This is a genomic window from Arthrobacter alpinus, assembly GCF_001445575.1.
Lineage (GTDB): Bacteria > Actinomycetota > Actinomycetes > Actinomycetales > Micrococcaceae > Specibacter > Specibacter alpinus_C.
This window is the reverse complement of record NZ_CP013200.1, coordinates 1,633,175-1,658,340: the sequence shown is the minus strand read 5'-3', so window position 1 is coordinate 1,658,340 and position 25,166 is coordinate 1,633,175. Positions and strand designations below refer to the sequence as shown.

Annotated in this window: 23 protein-coding genes and 1 pseudogene; 6 read left to right on the top strand and 18 right to left on the bottom strand. The window is 59.2% G+C overall.

Annotation, left to right across the window (positions count from 1 at the left end; all coding sequences use genetic code 11):
• Position 1: 1 nt before the first annotated feature.
• The 14 genes and pseudogenes from AS189_RS07330 to AS189_RS07265 all read right to left on the bottom strand — a co-directional run bounded on the left by AS189_RS07330 (position 2) and on the right by AS189_RS07265 (position 12,351).
• Positions 2 to 883: a cytochrome c oxidase assembly protein gene (locus AS189_RS07330; RefSeq protein ID WP_062287018.1), complete on the bottom strand. Its 882-nt coding sequence runs from the start codon at positions 881 to 883 to the stop codon at positions 2 to 4.
• On the bottom strand, positions 883 to 1,353 hold the full coding sequence (smpB, locus tag AS189_RS07325; RefSeq protein ID WP_062287016.1) for an SsrA-binding protein SmpB: 471 nt from the start codon (positions 1,351 to 1,353) through the stop codon (positions 883 to 885). The genes AS189_RS07330 and smpB overlap by 1 nt, the downstream gene beginning before the upstream one ends.
• A gap of 185 nt (positions 1,354 to 1,538) precedes the next feature.
• Positions 1,539 to 3,034 (bottom strand): annotated as a pseudogene (locus AS189_RS07320) (peptidoglycan DD-metalloendopeptidase family protein).
• Positions 3,035 to 3,110: 76 nt separating this feature from the next.
• Entirely contained in the window at positions 3,111 to 4,025 is a 915-nt protein-coding gene (gene ftsX / locus AS189_RS07315; RefSeq protein WP_062287014.1) for a permease-like cell division protein FtsX, read from the bottom strand.
• Positions 4,022 to 4,933, bottom strand: coding sequence for a cell division ATP-binding protein FtsE (gene ftsE / locus AS189_RS07310; RefSeq protein WP_082634145.1), 912 nt, complete (start codon positions 4,931 to 4,933; stop codon positions 4,022 to 4,024). Before ftsE ends, ftsX begins: the two co-directional genes overlap by 4 nt.
• 372 nt (positions 4,934 to 5,305) lie before the next feature.
• The gene (locus AS189_RS07305; protein ID WP_237759996.1) at positions 5,306 to 6,286 is read right to left on the bottom strand and encodes a VanW family protein; all 981 of its coding nucleotides are present in this window, start codon (positions 6,284 to 6,286) and stop codon (positions 5,306 to 5,308) included.
• Positions 6,287 to 6,314: 28 nt separating this feature from the next.
• Positions 6,315 to 7,436, bottom strand: a complete 1,122-nt coding sequence (gene prfB / locus AS189_RS07300) for a peptide chain release factor 2 (protein WP_062287012.1) — start codon at positions 7,434 to 7,436, stop codon at positions 6,315 to 6,317.
• A gap of 87 nt (positions 7,437 to 7,523) precedes the next feature.
• Positions 7,524 to 7,931, bottom strand: coding sequence for a pilus assembly protein TadG-related protein (locus tag AS189_RS07295; RefSeq protein WP_062287010.1), 408 nt, complete (start codon positions 7,929 to 7,931; stop codon positions 7,524 to 7,526).
• Between the two features lie 122 nt (positions 7,932 to 8,053).
• Entirely contained in the window at positions 8,054 to 8,542 is a 489-nt protein-coding gene (locus AS189_RS07290; RefSeq protein WP_062287008.1) for a hypothetical protein, read from the bottom strand.
• The gene (locus AS189_RS07285; protein WP_062287007.1) at positions 8,523 to 8,933 is read right to left on the bottom strand and encodes a TadE/TadG family type IV pilus assembly protein; all 411 of its coding nucleotides are present in this window, start codon (positions 8,931 to 8,933) and stop codon (positions 8,523 to 8,525) included. Before AS189_RS07285 ends, AS189_RS07290 begins: the two co-directional genes overlap by 20 nt.
• A 23-nt stretch (positions 8,934 to 8,956) precedes the next feature.
• Entirely contained in the window at positions 8,957 to 9,202 is a 246-nt protein-coding gene (locus AS189_RS07280) for a hypothetical protein (protein WP_424581545.1), read from the bottom strand.
• A 136-nt stretch (positions 9,203 to 9,338) separates the two neighbouring features.
• On the bottom strand, positions 9,339 to 10,277 hold the full coding sequence (locus AS189_RS07275; RefSeq protein ID WP_062287003.1) for a type II secretion system F family protein: 939 nt from the start codon (positions 10,275 to 10,277) through the stop codon (positions 9,339 to 9,341).
• Positions 10,274 to 11,128, bottom strand: a complete 855-nt coding sequence (locus AS189_RS07270; RefSeq protein WP_062287001.1) for a type II secretion system F family protein — start codon at positions 11,126 to 11,128, stop codon at positions 10,274 to 10,276. Before AS189_RS07270 ends, AS189_RS07275 begins: the two co-directional genes overlap by 4 nt.
• Complete coding sequence (locus AS189_RS07265; protein ID WP_062286999.1) at positions 11,128 to 12,351, bottom strand: CpaF family protein; 1,224 nt, start codon at positions 12,349 to 12,351, stop codon at positions 11,128 to 11,130. Before AS189_RS07265 ends, AS189_RS07270 begins: the two co-directional genes overlap by 1 nt.
• Before the next feature lie 451 nt (positions 12,352 to 12,802).
• On the opposite strand from AS189_RS07265, the gene AS189_RS07260 reads away from it, so the two are divergent.
• The gene (locus tag AS189_RS07260) at positions 12,803 to 13,777 is read left to right on the top strand and encodes a polysaccharide pyruvyl transferase family protein (RefSeq protein WP_062286997.1); all 975 of its coding nucleotides are present in this window, start codon (positions 12,803 to 12,805) and stop codon (positions 13,775 to 13,777) included.
• 600 nt (positions 13,778 to 14,377) lie between these two features.
• Here the strand turns inward: AS189_RS07260 and AS189_RS07255 are convergent.
• Positions 14,378 to 15,541, bottom strand: a complete 1,164-nt coding sequence (locus AS189_RS07255; protein WP_062286995.1) for a glycosyltransferase — start codon at positions 15,539 to 15,541, stop codon at positions 14,378 to 14,380.
• Positions 15,542 to 15,650: 109 nt separating this feature from the next.
• Between AS189_RS07255 and AS189_RS07250 the strand changes: the two genes are divergently transcribed.
• Both AS189_RS07250 and AS189_RS19820 read left to right on the top strand, forming a co-directional pair.
• A complete protein-coding gene (locus AS189_RS07250; RefSeq protein ID WP_062286992.1) occupies positions 15,651 to 17,273 on the top strand; it encodes a hypothetical protein in 1,623 nt (540 codons plus the stop codon).
• Between the two features lie 201 nt (positions 17,274 to 17,474).
• Positions 17,475 to 17,666, top strand: coding sequence for a hypothetical protein (locus tag AS189_RS19820; protein ID WP_129587187.1), 192 nt, complete (start codon positions 17,475 to 17,477; stop codon positions 17,664 to 17,666).
• A gap of 114 nt (positions 17,667 to 17,780) precedes the next feature.
• Here AS189_RS19820 and galE read toward each other — a convergent pair whose 3' ends face one another.
• Entirely contained in the window at positions 17,781 to 18,794 is a 1,014-nt protein-coding gene (gene galE, locus AS189_RS07245) for a UDP-glucose 4-epimerase GalE (protein ID WP_062286989.1), read from the bottom strand.
• 66 nt (positions 18,795 to 18,860) lie between these two features.
• Entirely contained in the window at positions 18,861 to 21,116 is a 2,256-nt protein-coding gene (locus AS189_RS07240; RefSeq protein WP_237760046.1) for a GH25 family lysozyme, read from the bottom strand.
• 710 nt (positions 21,117 to 21,826) lie between these two features.
• On the opposite strand from AS189_RS07240, the gene wecB reads away from it, so the two are divergent.
• The 3 genes from wecB to AS189_RS07225 all read left to right on the top strand — a co-directional run bounded on the left by wecB (position 21,827) and on the right by AS189_RS07225 (position 23,984).
• Positions 21,827 to 22,891: a non-hydrolyzing UDP-N-acetylglucosamine 2-epimerase gene (wecB, locus tag AS189_RS07235; protein WP_062286985.1), complete on the top strand. Its 1,065-nt coding sequence runs from the start codon at positions 21,827 to 21,829 to the stop codon at positions 22,889 to 22,891.
• Between the two features lie 63 nt (positions 22,892 to 22,954).
• Positions 22,955 to 23,620 (top strand): glycosyltransferase family 2 protein, encoded by a 666-nt coding sequence (locus AS189_RS07230; protein ID WP_237759995.1) that lies wholly within the window; start codon positions 22,955 to 22,957, stop codon positions 23,618 to 23,620.
• Between the two features lie 4 nt (positions 23,621 to 23,624).
• Positions 23,625 to 23,984 (top strand): DUF2304 domain-containing protein, encoded by a 360-nt coding sequence (locus AS189_RS07225; protein ID WP_062286981.1) that lies wholly within the window; start codon positions 23,625 to 23,627, stop codon positions 23,982 to 23,984.
• 87 nt (positions 23,985 to 24,071) lie between these two features.
• Here the strand turns inward: AS189_RS07225 and AS189_RS07220 are convergent, their stop codons facing one another.
• Positions 24,072 to 25,115: an acyltransferase gene (locus AS189_RS07220; RefSeq protein ID WP_062286979.1), complete on the bottom strand. Its 1,044-nt coding sequence runs from the start codon at positions 25,113 to 25,115 to the stop codon at positions 24,072 to 24,074.
• Positions 25,116 to 25,166: the final 51 nt, after the last annotated feature.

Below are 25,166 nucleotides of genomic sequence, written 5' to 3'. Positions count from 1 at the left end.
GTTAGTCCCGCTGGTGCAGGTGGACAGCGTTTAGCTGGTCCATCTGCTCGTCGGTGAGTTCATCTAGGACTTTCCGTTCCCGATTGTCCGATTTGGAGAAGCGCAGGAACAACAGGATCAAGACGGGCAAGTCCATGATTTCGGCAATGAACCAGAGCCAGTCTCCCGCAAGTTGCTGGTCCCTCACGACAGACGGGAACCACTGCGGGCGGGCAGCAGAGACGGCCGCCGCGCCGTCAAGGATGTTCGGACTGAGGCGCATCAGCAGGCCGGGGATGGCGTCACCGAGCAGCTCAATGAAGGCAAACACAAACTGAAGCATGATGATTGCCGTGCTGATCCGCGTCTTTTCCTCCACCAGAGGCAACACCATCAAGAGCCCCAACAGGGGAATGACAATGCTCAGCAGGCCTTCAAGAAACGGGTTCATGCGTGTGATCCCGGCCAGCGGGGTCAGCATCATCGACAGCACCAGCAGTCCCACCATGGGAGCAACGGCACTGTTGGAAAACAGCTTCAGGGGCCGCCGTGCCGCTGCACCGAGCCAGCTGCGTAGCCTTCCCTCACGCATGGTCAGCCGCGCTAAACCTAGGGGAAGTCCTAGCGCCATTCCGGCGGGTACAACAAAAAGCAGCAAGGCGATCCGGATTGAAAATGCCCAGCGCAGGTCAGGGGAATTCGTTCCCAAGAAACCAAAGTTGATGACGGCGTACAGGCCCAGACCGAGCCCAAAGAATGCCGCAATGCGCCACAATGGCCAGCGGACGCCCATCGTGGCGGCCCTGGCTAAACCCAACGAGTACAGTCCCCCCGCGGCAAGCATCAGGCCCAGGGCCCACGGGTCCAGGCTCCAGGTTCCGATGAATTCGCTGAGGGGAGGCATCAGCCGCGGTTCTTCTCACGCATGGCACGCAGCGCCTCGCGGTTGTCCTGCTGTTCGCGCAGTGTGTGGCGCTTGTCGTAGTCCTTCTTGCCCTTGGCAATGGCGATTTCAACCTTAGCCCGACTGTCCTTGAAGTACAGCTGCAGCGGGACGATCGTGAAGCCGGATTCACGGGTCTTACGATCGATTTTTTCTAGCTCTTCACGGTGCAACAGCAGCTTGCGACGGCGACGGGCCGTGTGGTTGGTCCAGCTGCCGTTAAGGTATTCGGGGATGTAGACGCCCTCGAGCCACAGCTCGTCATTGTAAAACGTGGCGAAGCCGTCAACCAATGAAGCCCGGCCTTCGCGCAGCGACTTCACCTCGGTACCCATCAAGACCAAACCCGCTTCGAAGGTGTCCATGATGTGGTAATCATGCCGGGCCTTGCGATTGGCGGCCACAACCTTCAGGCCACTTTCCTTAGGCACAGCAGGCTCCTTCATAGATAGTTGGCTGCCGCAGCGGCAGCGCAAGCAACAAGTCTAGCAAGTACAGGCCCGGCCAACGGTCATTCAACCGTCAACCGGACCTGCCATGACCTAAGCCGCGCTCCGCGCAGTCATCTAAGTGACTTGCATGTCTTGCCGCAGACGATGGTTTGTTGGGTGGGTTGTTACAGGAGCGTCATAGGATCTACCGCAACGCCATTGAGCCACGTTTCAAAGTGGGCGTGGCAGCCCGTGGAGTTACCTGTTCCTCCAGAGATGGCGATCAGCTGGCCCCGGCTGACCTGCTGTCCGTTAGAGACCTGAACACTGGTGTTGTGGTAGTAAGCAGTCAACAGGGCATTTCCTTGGATGACACCGTGGCTGATCTTCACGCCCCAGCCACCGCCCCAAACATCCCATCCCGCCATGACCACGGTGCCAGCAGCTGCCGCATAAACGGGGGTTCCGCAGGTAGCTCCAAAGTCAATGCCGGTATGCACGTAGCCGCCGGTGCCATTGAAATCGATGGTTCCTGCGGGGGTCTGCCGCCAGCCAAAGCCGGAAGTGATCGGCACATTCACTGAGAACGGGTGTTGCAAACCAAAAGCTGAGGGGTTTCCCGGTGCAGGCGGCACGTAGGGCGCTGGCACGTAGACCGGCGGCACGTAGCTGCTTCCACCACCGGAACCGGCGTTATTTTGGGCTGCGGCCTCTGCTGCGGCTGCCGCAGCGGCCGCCGCCTGTTCGCGGGCAACCCTCTCGGCCTCAGCCTTTGCAGCTGCCGCAGCAGCTTCGCGTTCCTTGCGCTGAATCTCCGCAATTTCTGCAGCAACGGCAGCTTTTTGCGTCTGTACTTCCTTCAGCTTGGCCTGAATCCGCGGCTTTTCAGCTTCCAGCTTGGCATTCAGTGTTGCCGAGTCGGTGATGAGCTTGTCAACGGTTGCCTTCTTCGTGGCCGCCGCATCACGTGCCGCTTGTTCGGCGAGCAGTGCTGCGTCCGCCTGCGTTTTCAGATCCGTAATTTCAGCTTCCACGGCAACCAGTCGCGCTTGTGCGTTTTGGTTGGTGGCCTTCTGTGCCGTGAGCTGCTCCAGCGCGGCAGTCTGGCTGCGCAGAGCCTGCTCCGCCAAATCGATGGAGTCAGCCAAGTTGGTGCCGGAGTCGGTACCCAAAATCAGAGTCAAACTGGCGGGCAGTCCCCCGGCTTTGTAGGACTGCGCGGCAATCTGGCCGATCATGTCCTTAGTCTCGGTTGCCTTCTTGGCATCCGAAGCAATTTCAGCGGTGATCTTGTCTTTGTTCTGCTGAGCAATGTCGATCCGGGCCGCCAAGGAGTTGACCTCTGCGGTAGCTGCGCTGACTCGGCCCTGAGCATCTGTCAATGCCTGTTGGGCCCAGGAAGTTGTCCTTGGTACGTGACCAGATCTGCGGCCGATTTGGCAAGACCGGTGTCAACAAACTCCAGTGAAGCCTGGACGTCATGAGCTTGCTGTTCCAGGGCGCTGGCTTTATCGGCCAGATCGTCGGCCTGGGCTGGTGGCACCAGACCCAACAGGCCCACAGCCAAGAGTCCTACAACCACCGCACCGAGGCGGTGACGCAGTGAACGAAAGCCGGGCACGGTACGCCCAAGCCGGGGGGATTTCACGGTTCCAATTCCCCCGCTTGATTTCGAATTCATGCCTTGAGCTCCTTGAAGATTGACATCAACAACATCAGTCACATGGGTATCTTGACTAACAAGACCCCTACCTACCTTACACTTTCAGGTTTTTGCGCAAGGATACGGCTGACGATACGCCAGCCAGGACCACGCCCAGCAGGATCAAAATCGGGTAGATCACGAAGGCGTCGCCAGTGGAAATATAGGGCGTTCCCGAATTAGATGCGGCCAGGTAGCCACCGAAGAAGAAGTGCACAATTGACCACACAGCGCCCGATGCCAACAACGCCCCGATGGTGGCGGCAATGACGCCTTCAAGCACGAACGGCAGCTGAATCACTGTTCGAGAGGCGCCCACCAAGCGCATGATCTCAATCTCTCGGGTACGCGATTGCGCAGACAGTCTGATGGTGGTGGCAATAAGCAATGCCGCGCAAACAGTCATGAGCGCCGCAACACCCACCGCAACATAGGTGGCAATGTTCATCCACGAGAACAGCTTGTCCAGCACCGTGCGCTGATCCACCACTGAATCCACCCCCGGAGTTGCTGCGAAGGTCTCATTGATGATCTGGTACTTTTCCGGATCAGTTAGCTTGATGCGGTACGAGGATGGCAGGTTAGCCGCTTCCACCGAATCAACCATGGGCGAGTTCGCGAACTGCTCCTGAAAATGACCCAGAGCCTCCTTCTGGGATTCAAAGGCCCACGTCTCCACATACGGCTTCACGGCCGGCGATTTCAGCAGGTCCTCGATGGCCGCCTTCTGATCGTCCGTGACGGGCCCGGAAATGCAGTTGGTGTTGGCTGGCACGTCGGTGCACAGGTAAATGGTGACCTGAACCTTGTCATACCAAAATCCCTTGAGCTGACCGATCTGCATCTGCAGCAGCCCGGCCGTACCCACAAACGTCAGCGACACAAAGGTCACCAGAATTACTGAAATGACCATCGTCAGGTTACGGCGCAAGCCGCTTCCCAACTCGCTCATAATGAAGGCAAGTCTCACTTTTTGTTCCCGTCATGCTGGTCGTCCGTCGTGCTACCGGCCGCTTCACCCAAAGGCATCCGAGGCTTGCGTTCAAGTCTTGGCGGCATGGTTTCCTCCGAGGAGGTGTCCTCGCCTGCTGACTCGGCACTGACTGCACGACGACGGCGGGTCATGGGTTCGGCGTCGTCCGTCTTGGGCAGAACTACTGAGGGAGTCGGCCCTGTCGCTGACACCACAGGAATCGCGGAGGTATACAGGGCTGTGGCCTCATCACGAACCACTTGGCCATCGCGCAGCTCAATGACACGCTTGCGCATGGTGTTGACGATGTCGTCATCATGCGTGGCCATGACCACCGTGGTGCCGTTTTGGTTGATCCGGTCCAAGATATCCATGATGCCGGCGCTGGTGATGGGGTCAAGGTTTCCCGTGGGCTCATCGGCCAGCAGGATCCCAGGCTGGTTCACAATGGCGCGGGCAATGGCCACACGCTGCTGTTCACCACCGGAGAGCTCGGTGGGCGTGCGGTGACCCTTGTCCTCCAGGCCCACCAATTCCAGAACGCGCGGGACCTCGGACTTGATGGCCGCACGGTTCTTGCCCAGCACCTGCATGGCGTAAGCAACGTTGGCGAAGACCGTCTTGGTCTGAATGAGGCGGAAGTCCTGGAACACCACGCCAATGCCGCGGCGGAATTTAGGCACCCGCCAGCTGGGCACATTGGCCACATTTTGTCCGGCGACGTAGATCTGCCCGTGTGGGGTTCGGTATTCGCGCAAGATCAACCGCAGCAGTGTTGACTTGCCGGAGCCGGAGGATCCCACGAGGAATACGAACTCGCCGCGTTCCACATCGAAGGAGACGTCGTCGAGGGCGGGCTTGTCCTTGCGATCGTAAGCAATGCTTACATTTTCAAAACGAATCATGACTTTTCGTTGCCCGGCCAGCTAGTTCCACTGGCATGCTGGCAGCCGGGCAGGTGTTTGGGGGATGAAACCGCCAGCTTAATGACTATAGGCTTCGGATCCGGCGATTGCTTGTTGCGTGGCGGTGTGTCGAGACTGGGGGTTGCTGTGAATCTGCGGGTCTATTGCCGGTTTCGCTGACTTTCTGGGCTACGGAGCGTTAGGGGCCTTGGGGTTCACACTTGGGCTGGTGTTCGCCCCGAGATCGGTAGTTCCACAGCGCAATTGGTGGCTAAGTACCGATCTCGGTGTGTGAGCGTGGCAGACTGCGCTCGGTGTGTGAGCCTTGCAGACTGCGGCAGTTTCCAGAAATCCGTGACACGCGGAGCACCCCTAACGGCCAGCAGCTACAGATTGATCCGGACGAATGGGGGCGTTGATGAGCTCGCGGTCGTAAAGCACCTTGGCGTTGCTTTCCACTATTAGATCGTTAGCGATCTCATTGCCTGTGCGCTTGTCGATGACACGGCGGTGCACCTTGTTGCGCCGGTACACCTCACCGCCCACTTCCTGGAAGTAGGACTCCGCTTCCTTCACGTGGACCTTCACACCGGGTGCGCCGTTGGACCGCAGCTCGCCCCGCAGATACTCGTCTGTCACCGAGACACGGAACTGGAACGTGGACGCCGTAGGGTTATGCACCCGGTAGTCCAAGTAGTTGTAAACAATGGAAGTTCCGGTGCCGAAGGGAATCTGCCGGTTGAAATCCGGGAACAGGTCAATGCCCCCGTGATGGTGGTGTTCCACAATCTCGAGCGGGCTGTGCAGCACCATCCAGTGCAAGAGGTTGGTGAACTGACATAGGCCCCCGCCAATGCCGGAGGCAGGACCGTTGCTACTGACGGTCATGCCCATCTTGTAGCCCTTTTTCTCCGAGCAATGACCCACCAGATGCCAGAATGAAAAGGTCTCACCGGGTTTGATGAGGATGCCGTCAATGTGCGGCGCGGCGAGGCCCAAGCTGACAGCTTTGTTCTCCTGCAGGAGCAGGTCAACGTTGCCCAGCTTCCGCCGGATCAAGGAGTTGTGCTTGTAAATGACCACCGGCAGGTCTTGCTGATCCCGGGACGTTGCCAGCGGTGTTCGGCGGATAAGGTCCCGCACCGTGCGCTGGAGAATTTGCCGCTTGACGGCAATGGCATAAGTGAACGGAGAAATATCCCCAAAAAGTTTCCGCTCCAACGTGGCAAGTCCCCCAACTACGGCAATCGAGCAGATTGCCACCCCATGCAGCACGGCTGTTCCGAAGAATTCCGGTGGCCGTGACAGCTTAACGCCAGCAACTTTACTGCCCGGGATGAGCCAGCCAAGCATTGTGCATCATTGTGACGTTACAGAGGAACTACTGCTGCTTCTCAGCGTTCCTGTTGTCCGCGCGCCAGCGAATGCCGGCATCGATAAAGTCATCAATTTCGCCGTCCAGAACGGCTCCCGCGTTACCCACTTCGTGTTCGGTGCGCAGGTCCTTGACCATTTGGTAGGGGTTGAGCACGTAGGAGCGCATCTGGTCACCCCACGATGCCTTGACATCTCCTGCCATGGCCTTCTTCTGTGCATTTTCTTCAGCCTGCTTCAGTAAGAGCAGGCGCGACTGCAGCACACGCATGGCCGCTGCGCGGTTTTGGATCTGTGACTTCTCGTTCTGCATCGACACCACGGTGCCAGTGGGAAGGTGCGTCAGGCGCACAGCTGAGTCAGTGGTGTTCACGGACTGGCCGCCCGGTCCTGAGGAGCGGAACACGTCAACGCGAATATCGTTGTCCGGGACCTCGATGCTGTCCGTGGACTCAATCAACGGGATCACCTCGACAGCGGCAAAGGACGTCTGGCGGCGCCCCTGGTTATCAAAGGGGCTGATGCGCACCAGACGGTGGGTGCCGGCCTCGACGCTCAACGTACCGAAGGCGTAGGGAGCCTTGACTTCAAAGGTTGCGGACTTCAGACCGGCCTCTTCAGCGTAGGAGGTGTCCAGGACCGCAGTGGGGTAACCGTGGCGTTCGGCCCAGCGCAGGTACATGCGCAGCAGCATTTGTGCGAAGTCGGCAGCGTCCACTCCACCGGCACCGGAGCGAATGGTGATGACGGCCTCTCGGTCATCGTATTCGCCGGCCAGCAGGGTCACGATCTCCAGATCGGCCAGCGACTTCTTTAGCGCTGTGAGGTCTTTGGTCGCTTCGGCGATGGAATCGGCGTCGCCCTCGTCTTGGGCCAGCTCCACGAGGACCTCTAGGTCATCGATCCGGGATTCCAGAGTTCGCAGCTTTTCCAGTTTGGACTGGGCGTGGCTGAGTTTGGAGGTGACTTTCTGCGCGGCGGCGGGATCGTCCCACAAATTGGGTGAACCTGCCTGGTCCGACAAATCCTCAATGTTTTCCATGAGCTTCTCCACTTCGGAGACCTGCTCGATGGAGGTGTAGGTAGCGCGTAGCGCCCGGAGTTCTGCGGGAAAGTCAATCTCTGCCATGATATTCAAGCCTACGGCATCGGCGGGCATCTATGGGGCGGGCCCACCCGAGCGCCCCGCAGCAAGCGACGCCACGGCCAGCAGATCTCACAGGACCAGATTGGCGCGCGCGGTACTCACCACACTGATACTGATCCCTCCGGGCACGAGGAAGTTAATAAACATTGGATGCACGACGGCGCTCATGCCCACCACCGCTGTTCTTCCGTCCCCCGCTCCAGTGGCAGAGTCAAGGACAATCCCGCCCAACCCCTCCGGCTCGCCGATTCCAGCAAGGTAATCTAAGGCGGCACCTTGGACAGAAGACCCTGTCAGCAGGGTTCCCGGATCCGTGGATGCGCTACCTCCACTGAGTTCAAAAGTGTCAGCGGCTGCGAGCGCGGCCCCATCGGCAATGGACAACAATTTCTTATGCCCCAAGTAGATGCTTCCTGCCGCTGCCACCACGGTGATGACGAGCAAGGCGATTAGGACGTAGCCGATCAACAGGATCATAACGTGGCCGGACTCCTGCGCAGCTGTGGCCGTTGGCCCCGGTTTTGGGGTCAGCCTTAGGTTCCTAGTTAGCCTCATAGTTAGCTGGTTTGTTGGCTGGTTTGCCGGCTCGTTTCGAACGGTCATTTGAAACGGCCCACCTTTTGCATGGCGCTGGATTCCACCGTTGCGGCCGTCGCGTTGACCCCCGGCAGCGCACCCACCACGGGCAATTCCACTCGAAGCTCAACATGAGCACGGACGGTGGCTCCCGCTGTGGCACAGCCGGGGTCGCAGCTGATGGAAAGTACCGCCGCGTCGGGATCAAAACCCATATCCTGAACGGCCAGACGAACAGCCTGTTCTGCGGCTTGATGTGCTGCCGGGAGGTCCTTGTGCAGCACGAACACCTTGGCTGCCTGATCCGCCGCACCCACGGCGGCGTAGGCTCCGCCCTGGATCTGGCCCACCGTGAGGATCAAATAGGCCACAGGAACCATGAGCAACACCGCCAGAAAAATGAACTCAACAATGGCACTGCCAGTTTCCGGGCCATGACCAGTTCCGGCGCTGCCACTGAGCGCTGCCCCACCGTCCGGCCGGGTTTGGTGTTCATCGGGTGATGACGGCATGTCCAGTCATCTCCAAGGACCGTGTTGGGCCGAAGAATCCCAGCAACGGCAGCGGCGCGTTGATGGACACTTCGAGGATCTCCAGACCATCCTGATTTTTGACGCTCACGGACACGTCCTGCACATAGTTCGGGCCGAGTGCCCCATCCATGAGCAGGATGGCCCGGGCCCTAGCGTCTTCGGCGGACCGGTCCCCCAATGCCCCGTATCGGGCCGCGGATGACGCCGCATCCGCCATGGTGTTGCGGACATGCAGTACTAAGGCCAGCTGAAGCAGGGCCACAAAGATCACTGTCACCAACGCACCCACCAAGACAAAGTCCACAACAGCAGCCCCGCTGTCACCAGAGCGCACCCGCAGAGGAGACTGCCCGAGGTTAGGCGAGCGCATCAGAACAGCGACTTGTGATCGACCTAGGGCTGGACTTGCTCCATGGCTTGGTTGAACAGTCCTTGAAGTGCAGGTCCCGCGATGGCCAGTAGCCCGGCCACCAGGACTGCGCTCATCAAGGTGATGAGTACCCATCCGGGAACGTCTCCGGCGCTTCGGCCTGTTGCTGGTCTGAAAACGATGAGCAGGGACCGCCGCCGGCCATGATCTTCTCGCACCTGCCGCTGATACCCCTGGCACTTCCGGTACCCGTGGTCCACCAGGTACATACAAGCTGTGAACAGCGCCGTTGCCGCCCACATCGCTTTTTCGATGACGCGCATGATGTTTCCTTTCCAACTGCTGTTTTTCTAATTTCAGTGAAGCTTTCCATGAAGCGCTGTGGGAGCTGTTGTGTGTGTCCATTTAGAAACCAAACTGCAGCAGCGCCAGGCCAGGGAATACGGCGAAGACCACCGTCAGCGGCAATACCCCGAAGATGAGAGGAACCATCATGCCGATTTCCTTGCGTCCTGCCGCTTCCATGAGTTCGCGCTTAGCCACATCCCGTACGTCTTGAGCTTGAGCACGCAACACATCGGCCAACGGGGTTCCCCTGTTGATCGCGACACTGATGCCGTCAACAAATCGTGCCAGTGCCGGCACATTCACTCTCTCCGAGAATTGATTCAGTGCCTCCACCAACGGCATCCCTGTACGGGTTTGCATCAGGACCGTTCCAAATTCGTTGGAGAGCACCCCTGACGATGAGCGCGCCACACGATCCAGCGCGCTGGCGGCGCTCTCCCCCGCGCCTACGGCTAATGCCATGAGCTCTGCCAGCGCAGGGAATTCAGCCAACATCCGGGCCTGTCTGCGTTGGATCCTGACGCTGAGCAGGTAGTCGTACAGCAAATATCCACCCAGCATGGGGGCCAGTGTCAGGAATACCGCACCCATGAGATTCACGCTCCCCTGCCACAGCAGAAACAGGGACAACAGCAGACCGGCGGCGAGACCGGAACCGGCAAACATCAATTGGGCTGCACGAAACTCCAGCGCGCTCTCCACCCGGCCAGCCTGGGCTAGCCGGGCGTTGAGCCCGTGGACACTGATGTTGATCCGGCCAAGGCGCTGAACGGCGTCCTTCATAACCACTCGAGCTATGCGTTCTAGCGGTCCGAAGAGCGGCCCGGACTCGTCACCGTCCAACAGCCGTGAGCGGCTTGTCGCCGTGCGTAGTTGGGGTTCCACTCGTTGGGCAAAGCTGGGCTGGCGCATGACAGGGAGCCGCACCATGATCAGCCACAGCCCGGCCCCTAGGACGAGCCCCACGCCGGTCACCACCAGCAGGTGCCCCGTCATTGCAGTACCCGTTGTTCCTCGGGCAGCGCACCAATGCGAAGCATAATGCGGTAGCAAAGTACGGAGAGCACCAGCCCTCCGCCAAGTACCACCCAGCCCGCAGCAGAGTTGTACGCCTGGATTGCTTCAGGACGAGTGGCCATGAGCATCAGAACAATCCAGGGCGCGGCCACGGCCAGACGGGCTGCGTTGACCGTCCACGACTGCCGTGCCTCCAACTCGCTCCGGGTTCTGGCGTGGTCTCGCAGGAACTCTGAGAGGGTTCCCAGCAGCTTGCCCAAGTCAGAGCCGCCCACATCACGGGTGAGCCGTAAAGCCTCAATAATTCTGTCCGCCACAGGATCCGCCAAGGACGATTTGAGTCTTTGCAGGGCACTTTCGAAGTGGCCGCTAGCCCTGTAATCAGCTCCAAACGCCGTGAACTCCTCACGCAGCTGGACAGGGCCCTTGCTGCCCAGCTGAACCAACGCCTCAGGAAGAGACAGCCCAGCCCTGATAGCTGAGCGTAAATGGTCCACCACGTCAGGCCAGAGATCGCGCATGAGGGCCGCCCGGCGTCGTGCCCGCATCTGCAGCAACGCAAACGGAAGATAGGCACTGAACAGGCCAAAACACAGCGCTATGGCCGGCGCCCCGGTCAGCACGAAGGAAATCAACACCACAAGCACGGCAAGCACCGCCGTGCTGAGGATCAACGAGGCCGGGCTCACCTGCGCAACACCAGCTTGGTGGAGCAACGTAGCTACCTTGCTGCGCCGTCCAGGCAAGGGGGTGCGCGGGGGTGTACTCCAACACGCCGTCCAGATCATGAACATGCCCAGCCCGGCCAGTAGACCCACCACCGCGGACATCAGGATTCTCCCATCAAGGAGGCCACGTTGTAGCCCGCCGCGGCGAACTTTTCCGGGGCAGGCATGGCGGTTTCTGAGGCTTCCAGCCGCCCATTGACGGTTTCAAAGACCAAGCTTGATTCGATGATGCCGTTTTCCACGCGGCGCCCCAAGGCAAGTATTTGACCCACTGATCGCCGGCCGTTGGGTGCCCGGACGCAGTGCACCACTAGGTCGATGCAGGCCGCCACTGTTGGCAAGACGAAGGCAGCAGTGATGTTTTCGCCAGCTAATAGTGGGAGTGTGCAGATCTTGACCACGGCGTCGTGCGCTGAGTTGGCATGCACTGAGGCCATCCCTGGCAAACCACTGTTCAAGGCGATCAGCATGTCGAGGCTTTCGGCCTCGCGCACCTCCCCTACGATCAGCCGGTCCGGACGCATACGCAGAGCTTCTTTGACCAGTCTCCGCAGCGGGATCTCACCCATTCCTTCAAGGTTGGGTTGGCGGCATTGCAGACCCACCACGTCCCTGAGAGGCAGTTTCAACTCGAAGATCTCTTCAACTGTCACCACGCGCTCACGTGATCCGATGCCGGCGGCGAGGCAATTGAGCATGGTGGTCTTACCTGCTTGCGTGGCGCCGGAGACCAGTATGTTGAGCCCGCTGCTGACGGCCGCACCAAGAAACCTTGCCGCCTGAGGGGTCAGAGATCCCAGTTCGACCAGATGGTCCAGTCGGCTAGCCCGGGCGGTGAATTTGCGGATGTTCACTGCCCAGTGCTTCTGGGTGATATCTGGTATCACCACGTGCAGGCGGCTGCCGTCTGGAAGCGCAGCATCAACAAAAGGACTGCTCAAATCCAGCCGCCGGCCAGAACTCTTCAGCATGCGTTCGACCAGGTCACTCACCTGCTGGGCGGTGAACTGCAAAGTGGTGAGCTCAGATTCACCGTGCCGTGCGACAAACACCTGGTGTGGGGCATTGAGCCATATTTCTTCAATGTCCGGGTCCTCAAGGAGGGGCTGCAGAGCCCCGAAACCTGCGACGGCGTTGAACACCGTCCGTTTGGCATCGGCAGCTTGGGAAAGCGCTGGCACCGCACCGAGCAAAGACCGCTCACCGTAGTCGTTGACAGCTGCATCGACCAAGGCACGGACTTCCGGGCCTTCCCGCAGCGGGTCGAGGCCTCTGCGGCGGATGAGTTCACGGACTTCATCCTCAACTTGTGCCAGCGCATCCAATCAGACCACGTCCGCCCCTTTGCGGTGATCACCTATGCCATTTCTCAAGAGCTTAGCCCTGCAGCTCGGGGGCGCGATAGGGGCAATTTTTCAACCTGTGGATAAGTGCCCTCTGCGGCTGCTGACTATTACTGCTTGACGGCAGCACCACGGCGCCCCTGACAAGTCACTTGCGCGGAAGCAACCGGTATTCGCACGAATAGACATATCCGAAATTAAATGAGCACATCAGATAATCTATGAGCATGACCGCGCACTCCATTTACCTCGTCGCACCGTCGGGGAACCCCAATTTTGGCGATGAATTCATTGCAGCGTCATGGCTGCGATACTTGGCCAGGACCCAGCCCGACACGGAAGTTTATTTGGACTGCCCGCACCCCGGGCTGGCCCAGGTTCTTTTTGCCGGCCTGCACCCCAAGTTGCGTGTCACCAATACTCTTGGAGGGCCGTGGCAGATTCTGCCGGGCTCGCTCCGGCGGACATGGACGCCCGTGTCACCGATTTGGTCAAGAACCTGGGCTCGCCTCACTACGATCTTGGTCTTCTGCGCCTGCGCCAGGCCGGTTCCCTGCATCTTTTGGGCGGGGGCTACATCAACGGAATGTGGCCGCAACACTATGGCCTGATTGCCGGCATGCGTGCCGTGCGCGAAATGTCAGGGGCGCGCTTGTTTGCCACCGGGCTGGGGCTCATGCCTTTTGACGAGCAAGGCAGCATTGACGCCGATTCACTGTTCAATGGTTTCGAATACGCCAGCGCGCGGGACGACGCCAGCGTACGCACTTTTGGCGTTGGTCCGGGAATTGATGATGCATTCTTGGGTGCGAGCGCAGAAATGGGGCGAAATTCGCTAGCTGCTAGCAGTTTGTGCATCTGCATCCAAAATGACACATCCGACGACGGCTATCTGGACCAAGCTGTGGCGCTCGCCCGCGAACGCATTGCAACGGCAACGGCAGCCGGCCGCAGCGTTCACTACTTTGAAGCCATTCCGGGCTCGGACAGGACCGCATTTGAACAGCTTCGGGACCTGATCCCAGAAGAAAACTTCATCCCGTTTTCCGAGATTTGGCTCAACGGCCTGCCTCTGACGGCCAGCCAAGAATGGTTGACAACCCGTTTCCATTTCCATGTGCTGGCTGCCGCGGCTGGCGCCACAGGCACTGTGATTGGCGCCAAGGCCGGCTACTACGATGTCAAGCATCAATCAGTGCTGGACCTCGGCTCTGGTTGGAGTTACGTGGACGCCGGCGGAATCGTTTCGGCGCCCACAAGCAATACCCTGCGCCTAAATCTTCCCGCCCTGGTGGCGCGCAAACTGGCTGAGGCTGGGAAGCTTTACCCTGAACCGCCACCGGCCCAGGTAGATGGCTCGCTGGGGAAGAGTCTGCTGCGCTCAGTCAAACGCCGGATTGGCGCCTAACTACAGGGGGTTGCTACGATCTGTAGGCCGACGGGGTTCTCGCGATGCCAGCGCAAGCGGTTTTCATACGTTTGCGCCAGGCTGCCGTGTGCGGACCAGTCTAGGTTGGCAGGGCCGCATCCACAAAGGGTAAGTTGAGGCCTAGACGCAGACCGGAACACTTGAGCATCCTTGCCACCAAGTCCCGAACCTTTCGGCCGGTGAAGCTGACGCCCGCCAACTCCGATTCTCAGCGCTGCCCCACCAGTATCTGAACTGGTGAGTTGATCCAAAACACTTCCATGACCGGATCATCGAAGAATTACGCAAGCACGCTGGAGCCAGCCGCCGCAATGAACATGGCAGCGTCGCGTCTTTACCCATTCGCCAAAATCGAGGCTGCGCCCAGCAGGGACCGTTTGCCATAGTCGTTGGGGGCTGCGTCAACGGCGTCCCTTACCTCGGGACCTTTGGCTAAGCGGCTCAAACTGCGTGCCGCCGTTCCCATGGATGTGGCCTTCACCCAGCTCGAGAACTGGGCAAGACATCTGAGCCCGGGAGTCTCCCGGACAACAAAAAACTCGCTGTCCGCAGTTGCGGGCAACGAGTTTTTTGTTGGTTCTAGCTGGTGATCGCCTTCGCGTAGATGGCCTCATACTGGGAAATGAACGCCTCGCGCCCGCAGTGGTCCACGCAAATCGCCCGGATCGCAGCAGGATCGTAGGAGTGGAAGTTCTCCTTGATGTACACCATCGCCTGGCCCAGCTCTTCAATATTATCGATGCCAGCCAGTACGCCGTTGGTCTCAACTATGGCGTTTCGCCCCGCCCATGTTGCCGTTGAAACCAGCGGCAGGCCGCAGGCCATGGCCTCCCAAAGGACTGTGCCGAACGCTTCAGCAACACTGGGCAAGACAAAGACGTGGGCGGAGCTGAATTCGGCAACGATGTTTTCCCGTGCGATAGCGCCCACAAAGTCGACCTTGTCGGCGACGCCCTGTTGCGCAGCCAGGGCCACCAGCCCGGACTTGTGGACGGAATCGCCGGCAATTCGCAACCTGACATTGTCAACGTGGCGGAACTGCTCAGCAAATGCTTCGATCAACCTGTCCACCCGCTTGCCGGGGTCCAGATGCGACACATGGCCGAACGTGAATGGGCCGTCCGGGATAGTGCGGGTGGGAATGTTCTGGAATTGGGGGCTCAGAAGCCCTGGTACGTACTCCCATTTGTCCCGGTCAATGCCGTACGCCGTGTTGAGCTCCGGCACAAAGCCACGCGCCACGGCCACCAGGGACGACGCAGCCATTGCCGCCCGGCGCCCATGGACTCCGTTCCATTTTTCCTTGAGCCTGTCCATGGACGAGGGCCTGTGTTCGGTGACTATGAAAGGTATCCCGAACTCATCCGAGAGTGCATGGGCCACCACCCCGCCAGGGAACATAGCATGGGCATGAAGGACATCAGGCTTGCCGTTTTCGCGAATATACCGGGTCAGCAGCGTCCGCCATGCATGCAGGATGACGCGCTCATTGCCGCCGGGAACCTTGGGAAATGGCAACACCTTATCCAGACGGTAAGTGTTGATGCCAACCTCAACACTGTGGCGAATGCCAGCTGACTTTCCCCGGATTTGGGAGGGGGAATATATCGGAATGCCCTTGACACTGATGACGCCGACCGTGTGTCCGGCATGGACGAGTGCCTGGGCTTGCTCGATGAAGAAACTGCCGGAGAAGTCAGTCGGGTCAGCTGGATACCAGGAAGGTACAAATAGTACGTGCATTTTCTAAAGTGCCCTTTTTCTGTTGGCGCCGGTCTGTGACATTCTACGCGGGGACGCGGAACCCTTTTGCTCGTATCCGCCACACCACTGCAAGTGAGAGAATTACCGTATGTCTTTAGTGTCTCCCATCCTCACCCGTCGCCAGTGGCGCTCCCATTCCATTTCCGATTCCACAACACTCTGGGTGGTGGGCGATGAAAGCTGCGACGATCAGCTTGTCCGGATCTTGGCCCGCGAAGGTGGACTCGTAGAGGGGCTTCGCACGGTTACGGGCCACTACGCGGCGCTGGTGCTCACGGATCATGAGGTCACTCTCATCGAGGATCCCATCCGCAGCTTCCCGCTGTTTTACTCGGTCGACGGCGGTGTCGTGGCAGTTTCCGATGATGCCTTGGCACTTGGACGTACGGGGGCTGACTACGCGGCCGACTACGACTCCCGCATTGAGTTCCGTCATTCAGCCTACGCAGCGGGCCCCAACACGCTCTACGCGGGAGTTTCGCAGGTTCAGGCCGGAGAAGTGGTCTCGGTCAGCCGTTCGGGGGACGTCACTGGTGTTTTCCACCGCCGGGTGGAATACTCAGGCCTTCACATCACCGACACCACTGCCGTGGACAAGCACTTCACCGCCGCCCTTGACGCGACCATGTCGAGACTGTTGGCCCATGCCAACGGACGCCAATTGGTGATCCCCCTCAGCGGCGGACTGGATTCACGGCTGCTCAGCGTTTACCTCAAGGACGCCGGCTACGAGAACGTCGTGAACTTCACCTACGGCACGGGCAGGACCTCTGAGGTGCTCATCAGCGAAAAGGTGGCCGCGGCACTGGGGCAAAAGTGGTTGTTCTGCCCCTACGTGGAAGAAGAGATCCGTAGCAGCTGGGACACCGCCGAGACGGCTGACTTCATCAAGTTCACCCACGCAGGGGCGTCCCTGCCCCACGTCCAGGACTGGTTTGCAGTCCGCTGGCTCAAGGAGCAGGGGCTGGTCGACGACGATGCCATCTTCCTGCCGGGCCACACCATTGTGGGAAATATGCATGACGAGGAAATTCTGGATGACCCCAACGTTTCCCGGGAGCAAATCAAGGATCTCATCCTGCACCACCACTACACCCTGCAACCGGACAATGGTGCCGTCTACAAGAATGCCCGGCTGCTCAATACCATCGAAGCATTCCTGGACGAAATTGGGTACGACGGCTCGGTGGAGTCCCGCCTGACCGCGCTGGAATACTGGAACGTTCGTGAGCGCCAAACGAAGTACATCAACAACTCGGTGCGAAACTACGAGTTCTTTGGCTACGCTTGGGCGCTGCCCATGCTGGACCGGGAGGTCTACCTTGCATGGGGCGACTTGCACCCCAACATCACACGCAACCGTGACTGGTATGAGGGTTACGTCAATCGCCGCTATGCCTCGGCAACGGGCCAGGACTTGCTCACTTTTGCCCCGAGCAACGTGTCCAAGGGCAAACGCGACGCCGTCAAGGCAGTCCTGCGCAGCGTGGGGCTGCTCAGCCTGGCCGAGCGCACCATTACGGCCAGGGCGGTGCAAAATCACCCCATGGGATTCAATTGGTTCATCAACGGCATGGGTTCAGCCCAGCTCTACAAGTTCACGCGAAGTGGTGGCAACCTGCTGGGAGCCTATGCCGATGAATTCCTGACAGATACATGGAACAGCCAGTGCCGTATTTTCACGGACGCCAACACGCCCAGCGGCAGCTGAGGACGTCTAAGCCACAAACGTTGCGAAAGTAGTGGTGGCTGAATCCTCCAGCCGCCATGCACCCTCCGTTACCCCTGCCCCATGGCCCGCCCGAGGGCTTACCTTGCCCATGTTTCCACATTGCCGGTATTGCTCATGCCTGCGGCAAATCAGTTTGCATATTGGGGCAGGTGCCCGTGGGAGACTTCCAGAATTTGTTGCATGGCTTCAAATTTTCCCAGCGTTGGGCTGGGTGTTTCGGCACCCTTGTCCGTCACGCTCATCGGCGGAGGCGCGATTGCCGCCCAAATGGCCCATGTGCGGTGGTCCCTCCTGGCTCTTGTGCTGGCCATACGCAAGTCTGCCCGTCACCATTGTGGACCAGGAATGCCAGGCCAAGCTCTTCCGATGTGAAGCATGCTGGCAGGCTGGCAACCGCGCTCGCGTATCAGCGGCCCCGGTGTGTGCCCAAACAAATTTGGGCCCCCACGTTGTCAGCGCGGGGGCCCACAACCGGGACGTCACTAGTTACGATTCGTAGCCCTGCGGGTTGTTGAACTGCCAACGCCAGTGGTCTTCACACATCTGCGCCAGGTTTCGGTGGGCCGACCAGCCCAGGTCTGCCAAAGCAGCCGACGGGTCGGCGTAGCTCACAGCAGCGTCGCCGGGACGGCGGGCAGCGAACTCGAACGGAATGGGCTTGCCCGCCGCTTCACCGAAGGCCTGAATGACCTCGAGCACAGATGATCCGTTGCCAGTTCCCAAGTTCCAGCGGAAAACACCTGCATGCCGTGGCAGGTAGTCGAGCGCAGCCAAGTGCCCGGCAGCCAAGTCCATGACGTGGATGTAGTCGCGCACGCCGGTGCCGTCGGGAGTCGGGTAGTCGTTGCCGAACACCATGACCTTCTCCCGGCGCCCCACCGCAACCTGGGCCACGAACGGCAGCAAATTGTTCGGGATGCCGCGGGGGTCTTCACCAATGCGTCCGGACGGGTGGGCACCCACGGGGTTGAAGTACCGCAGCAGTGCAATCCTCCATGCGGAATCGGCGGCACCCAGGTCGGAAAGGATATCCTCGATTTGCTCCTTAGTCCGCCCGTAGGGGTTCGTCGCGTCGAGTGGCATCTTCTCGATGAGCGGGACCTCCTCGCTTGCACCATAGACAGTGGCGGAGGAACTGAATACCAGCGTACGAACCCCGTGTTTGTCCATGGAAGCCAGCAGGTTCAGCGTGCCCACGACGTTGTTCTGGTAGTACCTTAGAGGTTCTGCCACCGACTCCCCCACAGCCTTCAACCCGGCAAAGTGGATGACGGAATCGAAACGCGAACTTGCAAACAACGAATCCACACCGGAGGCATCCAACAAGTCGAGTTCAACAAACTCGGCACGCCTGCCCGTAAGTTCCTCAACCCTGCGCAGGGACTCGACTGACGAGTTTGCCAGATTGTCCAGCACAACAACGCTGTGACCGGCTTCCAGTAGACAGAGAACTGTGTGTGAACCTATATATCCGGCGCCGCCGGTAACCAATACCTTCATGCACTCCAGCCTATCTGTATGTCTAGGCCCCCAGTAATTTGCGCAGCATCAATGGTCACCCCGGAGCTAACGGAGCACCCCTAGATTGACTCCTGCGAGGAACGGGGCAATCTTCATGCCTGTTCCCATGTAGAACCAAAGGCTGCCATTGTTGTTGATTCCCACCAAATCGTTTTTTCCGTCGAGGTTGGTGTCACCGACACCTAGAACTGTGTCGTACGCGGTCCATCCTGAGCCGCCGATCTTGGCCGGGCCCCGCAACCCCGTTCCCGATGCAAAACTTCCAGTACCGGCCCGAAACCACAACGCACCTGCGCCGTCAACTGTGAGGATATCGTTCCTCCCGTCGCTGTCAAAATCTTTCGAGCCTATGAGTTTGTCGGCGGCACCCCAGTTCTGGACCACCAAGTTTTTGGCCGGAGCGAACCCGTTGCTGGCACTCGAAACGGAACCAACCCCGGCGTAGAACCAAAGTGACCCATCCCCGCGGGTAGCCATTAGATCCGCCTTGCCGTCGCCGTTCATGTCCCCGACAGCAACGACGTCCTTATAGGAGTTCCAGTACGTGCCAATTTTAAGCGCAGGGGCGTAACCGGAACTATTAGCAGACACTCGGCCGGTGCCTGAGTAGAACCACAGGGTCCCATCGGGACGAATCGCCAGCAGGTCTGGTTTCGAATCACCATTCAGGTCTCCGGCCCCAATGACCGTCATATAAGCGTTCCAGCTGCTACCCACGGCAATGCGTGGCTTGTATCCGCCGGAGCGGTTCCCCGGATATTGCCAAAGCGAACCGTCGTGGTCAATGGCCAAGAGATCCGGCACTCCGTCGGAATCCAAGTCGCCGGCTGACAACACCTGCTTGAATGAGTTCCAACCCGACCCGCCTATTTGTTGTCCGGCACTGTATCCGTGGTCCCGCATGCCGGTTCCGGCATAAAAATACATGACGCCGTCGGGCCGTACCCCTACAACATCAGGCTTGCCGTCGCCGTTGAGATCTCCCGCGGCGAGAACGTCATGGAACTGGTTCCAGCCCGATGTGCCAATCTTCTCCGCCGTGGCATATACATTCAATGACGGTGCCCGTTGGCCAGTTCCGGCATAGAACCAGAGAGTACCATCGAGACGTGTGGCCAGAACGTCGGGAACCCCGTCGGAGTTGAGGTCGACACCACCGGAAATCTTTATAAAACTGTCCCAGCCGGAACTACCAATCCTGCTAGGGGTACCGAAGGCAACCCCTGCGCCATTTACGGTCCCTAAACCTGGAATGAGCCATAGTGTGCCATCAAGCTTCGTGGCGATCAGGTCATTCTTCCCATCGGAATTCACATCACCAGCGGCAACGACGCTGGTGTACTGTGCCCATGTGCTTGAGCCAATGACCCTCCCTGCCTCAAGCCCACTGCTTCCGCTGCCAACCACACCCGTGCCGGCGTAAAACCACATGGAGCCGTCCGCCCTGAGTGCCAGTAGGTCGCTGCGCCCATCACCGTTGACGTCGCGCGAGCCAATGATTTTTGTGTAGACATTCCATCCGGTACCAATACCCACCCCGGAGGCGAACTTTCCATTCCCGGATCCGGCATGGAACAACAGTTGCCCACCGTCTGTGACTGACACGGCATCGTTGCGACCATCGCCGTTGATGTCTCCCACAGCGATGGTGCTGACAGCACCTGTGGTGCCAGCAACGTCACTTTTGGTTGCAAATAACTTCAATGCGGACAAGGAACCGTTCCACACATTGGAGTCTCCGGCGAAGGGGCCCTGATCGGAATACTGCCACATTTTGTACCCCGACCAGCCGGCCGGCAATGGCTCCGGGCCCCAGGTATTGTAGGCGGCGATGTGAAGGCCGTTGGCTCCAAATGAGGCGTTGTCTCCCGTGCATGTTTTCCACCAGTCACTGGTGGTGTAAATCATGGGAAGCCTACCTGTTCGGGCCAGTATTCGATCAGAGAAGGCTCGAATCCACGAGACCATTTGGCCAGTCGACAGGTTGTAGCAACTATTGCCAAACTCACCATACGGGTTGTACTCCACATCCAGCAGGGGTGGCAGTGTCCACCCATCCGCTGACCACTGTCCCCCGTTGTTGACGAAAAAATCTGCTTGAGCAGACGCCGAGGTTACCCCAGGCCAGGCAAAGTGGTAGGCGCCCCTGACCATACCCACATTGCGTGAACCCGTGTATTGGCTGCTGAAATACTTACTCTTAATGTCGATGCCTTCGCTTGCCTTCACATAGGCAAATTTGGCGCCTTTTGCCGCTTCGGCGGACCAATCAATGGAGGGCTGGTACCCGCTGACGTCCATGCCCGGCACGCCGAATCCAGGCACCCACGAGCTTGAGGCCATAGGCTGCGCAGCGGAATAGGGTCGGGCAAGGCCCCTGAGGGCAGCTCCCATACCCATAAATGCACCGTTTTCTCCTGGCTTCGGCCTGGAGTTTTTTGGCACTGCGGGCAGCGCGGCCGGGCTATTATTAGGTTCCACTATCGGTGCCGCAGAGCTAGATTCAACTACCGGTGCCGCGGAGCTAGGTTCCGCTGCCGGTGCTGCGGAGCTGGGCCCGGCTGCGGGTTCGGGTGTGCTTGTTGGCGTCGTAAGCAGCGACGGCCGAGCCGAGGCGGTTTGTTGGGTGCTGGGCACGGGCGTTTCCGTCGCAAACGCGCCTGGCAGCCCCAACCCGGCCAAACCGATCACTGTGACCATGGCAATAGTAGCCCGGGCAAGGATACGGACAGGCCTACGCAGAGATGAAGTTCTCATTCGAGCAAGACAACTTTCGTGGTTCGACCTCATTCTTCGAAAGAGGCAAGCTTTCAGTATCCACTGAACCGATTCGGGTAGTGAGCACCCCTATGACACAGAGGCTACTAACCCTACTATTTTCTGGCCCAACCAGGTCAGTGAGTTGAAAATGCTTCAGACGTGTTGCTCAGCCACCTTAACGTCCCTCCGCAACCAAGGTAACGGCCGCTCCCGTTGCATTCGCACCTTCTCTTCCGACTAAACTTAGGCCCATGCGAATCCTTAGTGTTGTTGGTGCCCGTCCTCAGTTTGTAAAGCTCGCCCCCATTGCCCAAGCCATGAAGGGTTCAGCGGATCACCTGATCGCCCACACCGGTCAGCACTATGACGAGCTGATGAGCGATGTCTTCTTCAGGGATCTTGGCATCCCGGCACCTGACTTCAATCTCGGTGTCGGTTCAGGGAAGCACGGTGCCCAGACTGGCGCCATGCTGGCAGGTCTGGAAGAAATCATTGAGACGTCGGCCCCGGATTGTGTTCTCGTGTACGGCGACACCAATTCAACGCTGGCTGCCGCCGTCGCGGCAACCAAACTTCATGTCCCCGTGGCCCACCTTGAGGCAGGGCTGCGCTCCTTCAACCGCCGCATGCCCGAAGAGCACAACCGCGTACTCACCGACCACAGCGCCGACCTGCTGCTGGCACCCACCCAGGTGGCCATGGATCACTTGGCCACCGAGGGCCTAGGCAAGCGTTCAGTGTTGGTTGGCGACGTCATGACTGATGTTCTTTACAAGGTTCGCGAATCACTGGTCGGGAGCGGTGCGGCGCTGCCTGCCGGCTTGAGCAAGGGTTCCTACTATGTGAGCACCATCCACCGGCCAGACAACACGGACTCCCCGGAACGATTGCAGGCAATTATCTCCGAGTTGGCCAGCCTGGACAAGCCGGTCCTGCTCCTTGCACATCCCCGTTTGCGCAGTCTCGCTGAAAAGCATGGAATTGATCTGGCCCAGGGAGCCATCGTGCTCAGTGAACCCCTCGCGTACCCGCAGCTGATCAACGCTGCAATGAACTCCGCCGGTGTGGTCACTGATTCCGGTGGATTGCAGAAGGAAGCATTCCTTTTGCGCGTGCCGTGCACCACCATTCGGCCGGAAACCGAATGGGTTGAAACGGTTGTCCTTGGCTGGAACGTGCTCGTCAGTGCCGAGCTGTCGGTGTTGGCGGCAACCGTTCAACGCCCCGCACCCGCACCCACCGACGCAACCCCCTACGGTGACGGCCACGCTGCAAAGCGCACGGTTGCAGCACTGCTCAGTGCTTTCGGTTCCTGATGTCACATACCCGGCCCCGCAGCAGCATGCTGCCCACACCTCTATTCATGGGATACTGAAACAGTGAGTCGAACTTGGATTGTCATCCCGATGTACAACGAGGCAACTGTCGTCGGCGACGTGATTAGTGGCCTCCTACCGGTTTTCCCCCATGTCGTCTGCATTGACGACGGCAGCAGTGACGGGTCCCAGAACGTAGCCCGGGAGGCCGGTGCCCTCGTGGTCCAGCACCCGGTCAACCTTGGTCAGGGGGCCGCATTGCAGACCGGTATCGAGTATGCCCTGTGCGACCCTGCAACCACTGAGATCGTCACCTTCGACGCCGATGGCCAGCATCGCGTTGAGGACGCCTTGGCCATGGTGGCCCGGATTCGCTCCGGCGAGGCCGAGGTGGTGCTTGGCTCGCGATTCCTGGATGATCGCACCCAAGTGTCCAAGATGAAGCGGCTGGTCCTGCGCGTGGCGGCCGTGCAGTCCCGCTGGTCAACGGGCATGGCACTCACTGACGCCCACAACGGCCTCCGGGCCTTCGGTGTCGGCACAGCAGCAAGGATCGACCTTAAGCAAAATCGTATGGCACACGCCTCCGAGTTGATTCACCAGTTGGCTGAGATCAAGCCACGCTGGGTTGAGCACCCTGTGGAGATCATTTACACCGACTATTCCAAGGCCAAAGGCCAGTCGCTGCTCAACTCCGTCAACATCGTCGCAGATCTATTCTTTAGGTAGAACCATGCAGATCATTGTTCAGATTGTCCTCGTCCTCGCCGTCATCATTGTGTCCTTGGCGCTCATGCGCGGCGGCTCCAATGCCCGCCATCTGGCCATTCGGCGCATGATGCTTGTCCTCTTTGCCCTCATCGCGGCGTTCTCGGTATTCTTCCCAACCATTCTGACCAGGCTGGCACAGCTGCTGGGCATTGGGCGTGGAACCGATTTAGTCCTCTACGCGCTGGTGGTCAGCGTACTGGTCTTCATGGCCACGACGTACCAGCGGTTCCGGCACCTTGAAAATTCGCTCACCAAGCTGTCTAGGCGCATTGCCATTGAGGAAGCTGAGAAGCCCTGGCTCGTGGACAAGGACCAGCACTAGGCAGGAATTCACTTCTAGAGCCAAAGGCCCGCTCCTGTCAGGGAGTGGGCCTTTTGCCTGCCTCTGATGTTCCGCCCAGCCGTGTCACTACGCTATGTAGGCGCCAACTTTAGGAATGCGCCTGACAACAGCTGCGGCCAGGAAGCTGGGGATCAATATTGCCACGGCTACCATGGGCACCGAGAACACCGGGTGTACCAGAGCGGAGTTGATTCCATAGCCTGCCAGAAGCTCCTGGAAGAATGGATGCACCATATAGATGCCGAATGAGTACGCAGAAATTGGGCCAATGACTCTGCGCCACCTGGCAGACATCGAGTACCGCTCGCCCCAGTACTTGGCAGCACAGAAGACCGCAACTGCCACGATCACTACGTTCGGTGTGAGGTATTGATAAAAAAACACCGTGTTCTTGCCTTGGACGCTGGACAGCCAAAATGTGCCAAGGGCCGTGATGGCAATCCCGGCGAGGCCGCCGAGCAGGCACCAGCGCAACGCAGCCCGCGACAACGCCACGGTGTTCAGGAGGTGTCCCAGGACGAAGAACATGGAGTAGCCAAGAACAAGGTGCAACTGGGCCTTATCAAGGGCGGCAGCCACAACCGGGCCAAGGACGGGAACTTCCACCAGCATGGGCAGGAATGAGGCAACCACCGCAGCCAGCGCCACAAAATACCAAGCCATAGCGCGGTCGGCAACAATCTTCCTCAGGAGCGGCGTCACCAGATACAGCCCAATCAACGCATAAATGAACCACAGGTGGTAGTAGCCCAGCACCAACTGGGCAACCGCATCCTTGGGGCTTCCGAAGCCGGCCGGCCCGAATCCCCGCCATGCAACATAGAAAATGGACCATACCCCAAAAGCCAGCAGCAGCCGGGGAATGCTCTTGCGCATCATGGAACGAATGGTGATGTTTTGCTCGGGACGCAAAAACAAGGCTCCACTGATCATGAAGAAGATGGGCACACAAAAACGAACGATACTGTCGTAGATGTTCAGCGCCTGCCACGACGTCGACGACGACGGCAGCGAGTACCACCTTGACGCTGCGGTATGGAGGACCACAACCGCCACAATGGCGATGGCCCGAAGGACATCGAAGTATTCGATTCGTTGACGTGCTGGCATGATTCCTCTACGCGATCTACGGGTTTGGTTGAGACCCGGTCCGATGCAAGC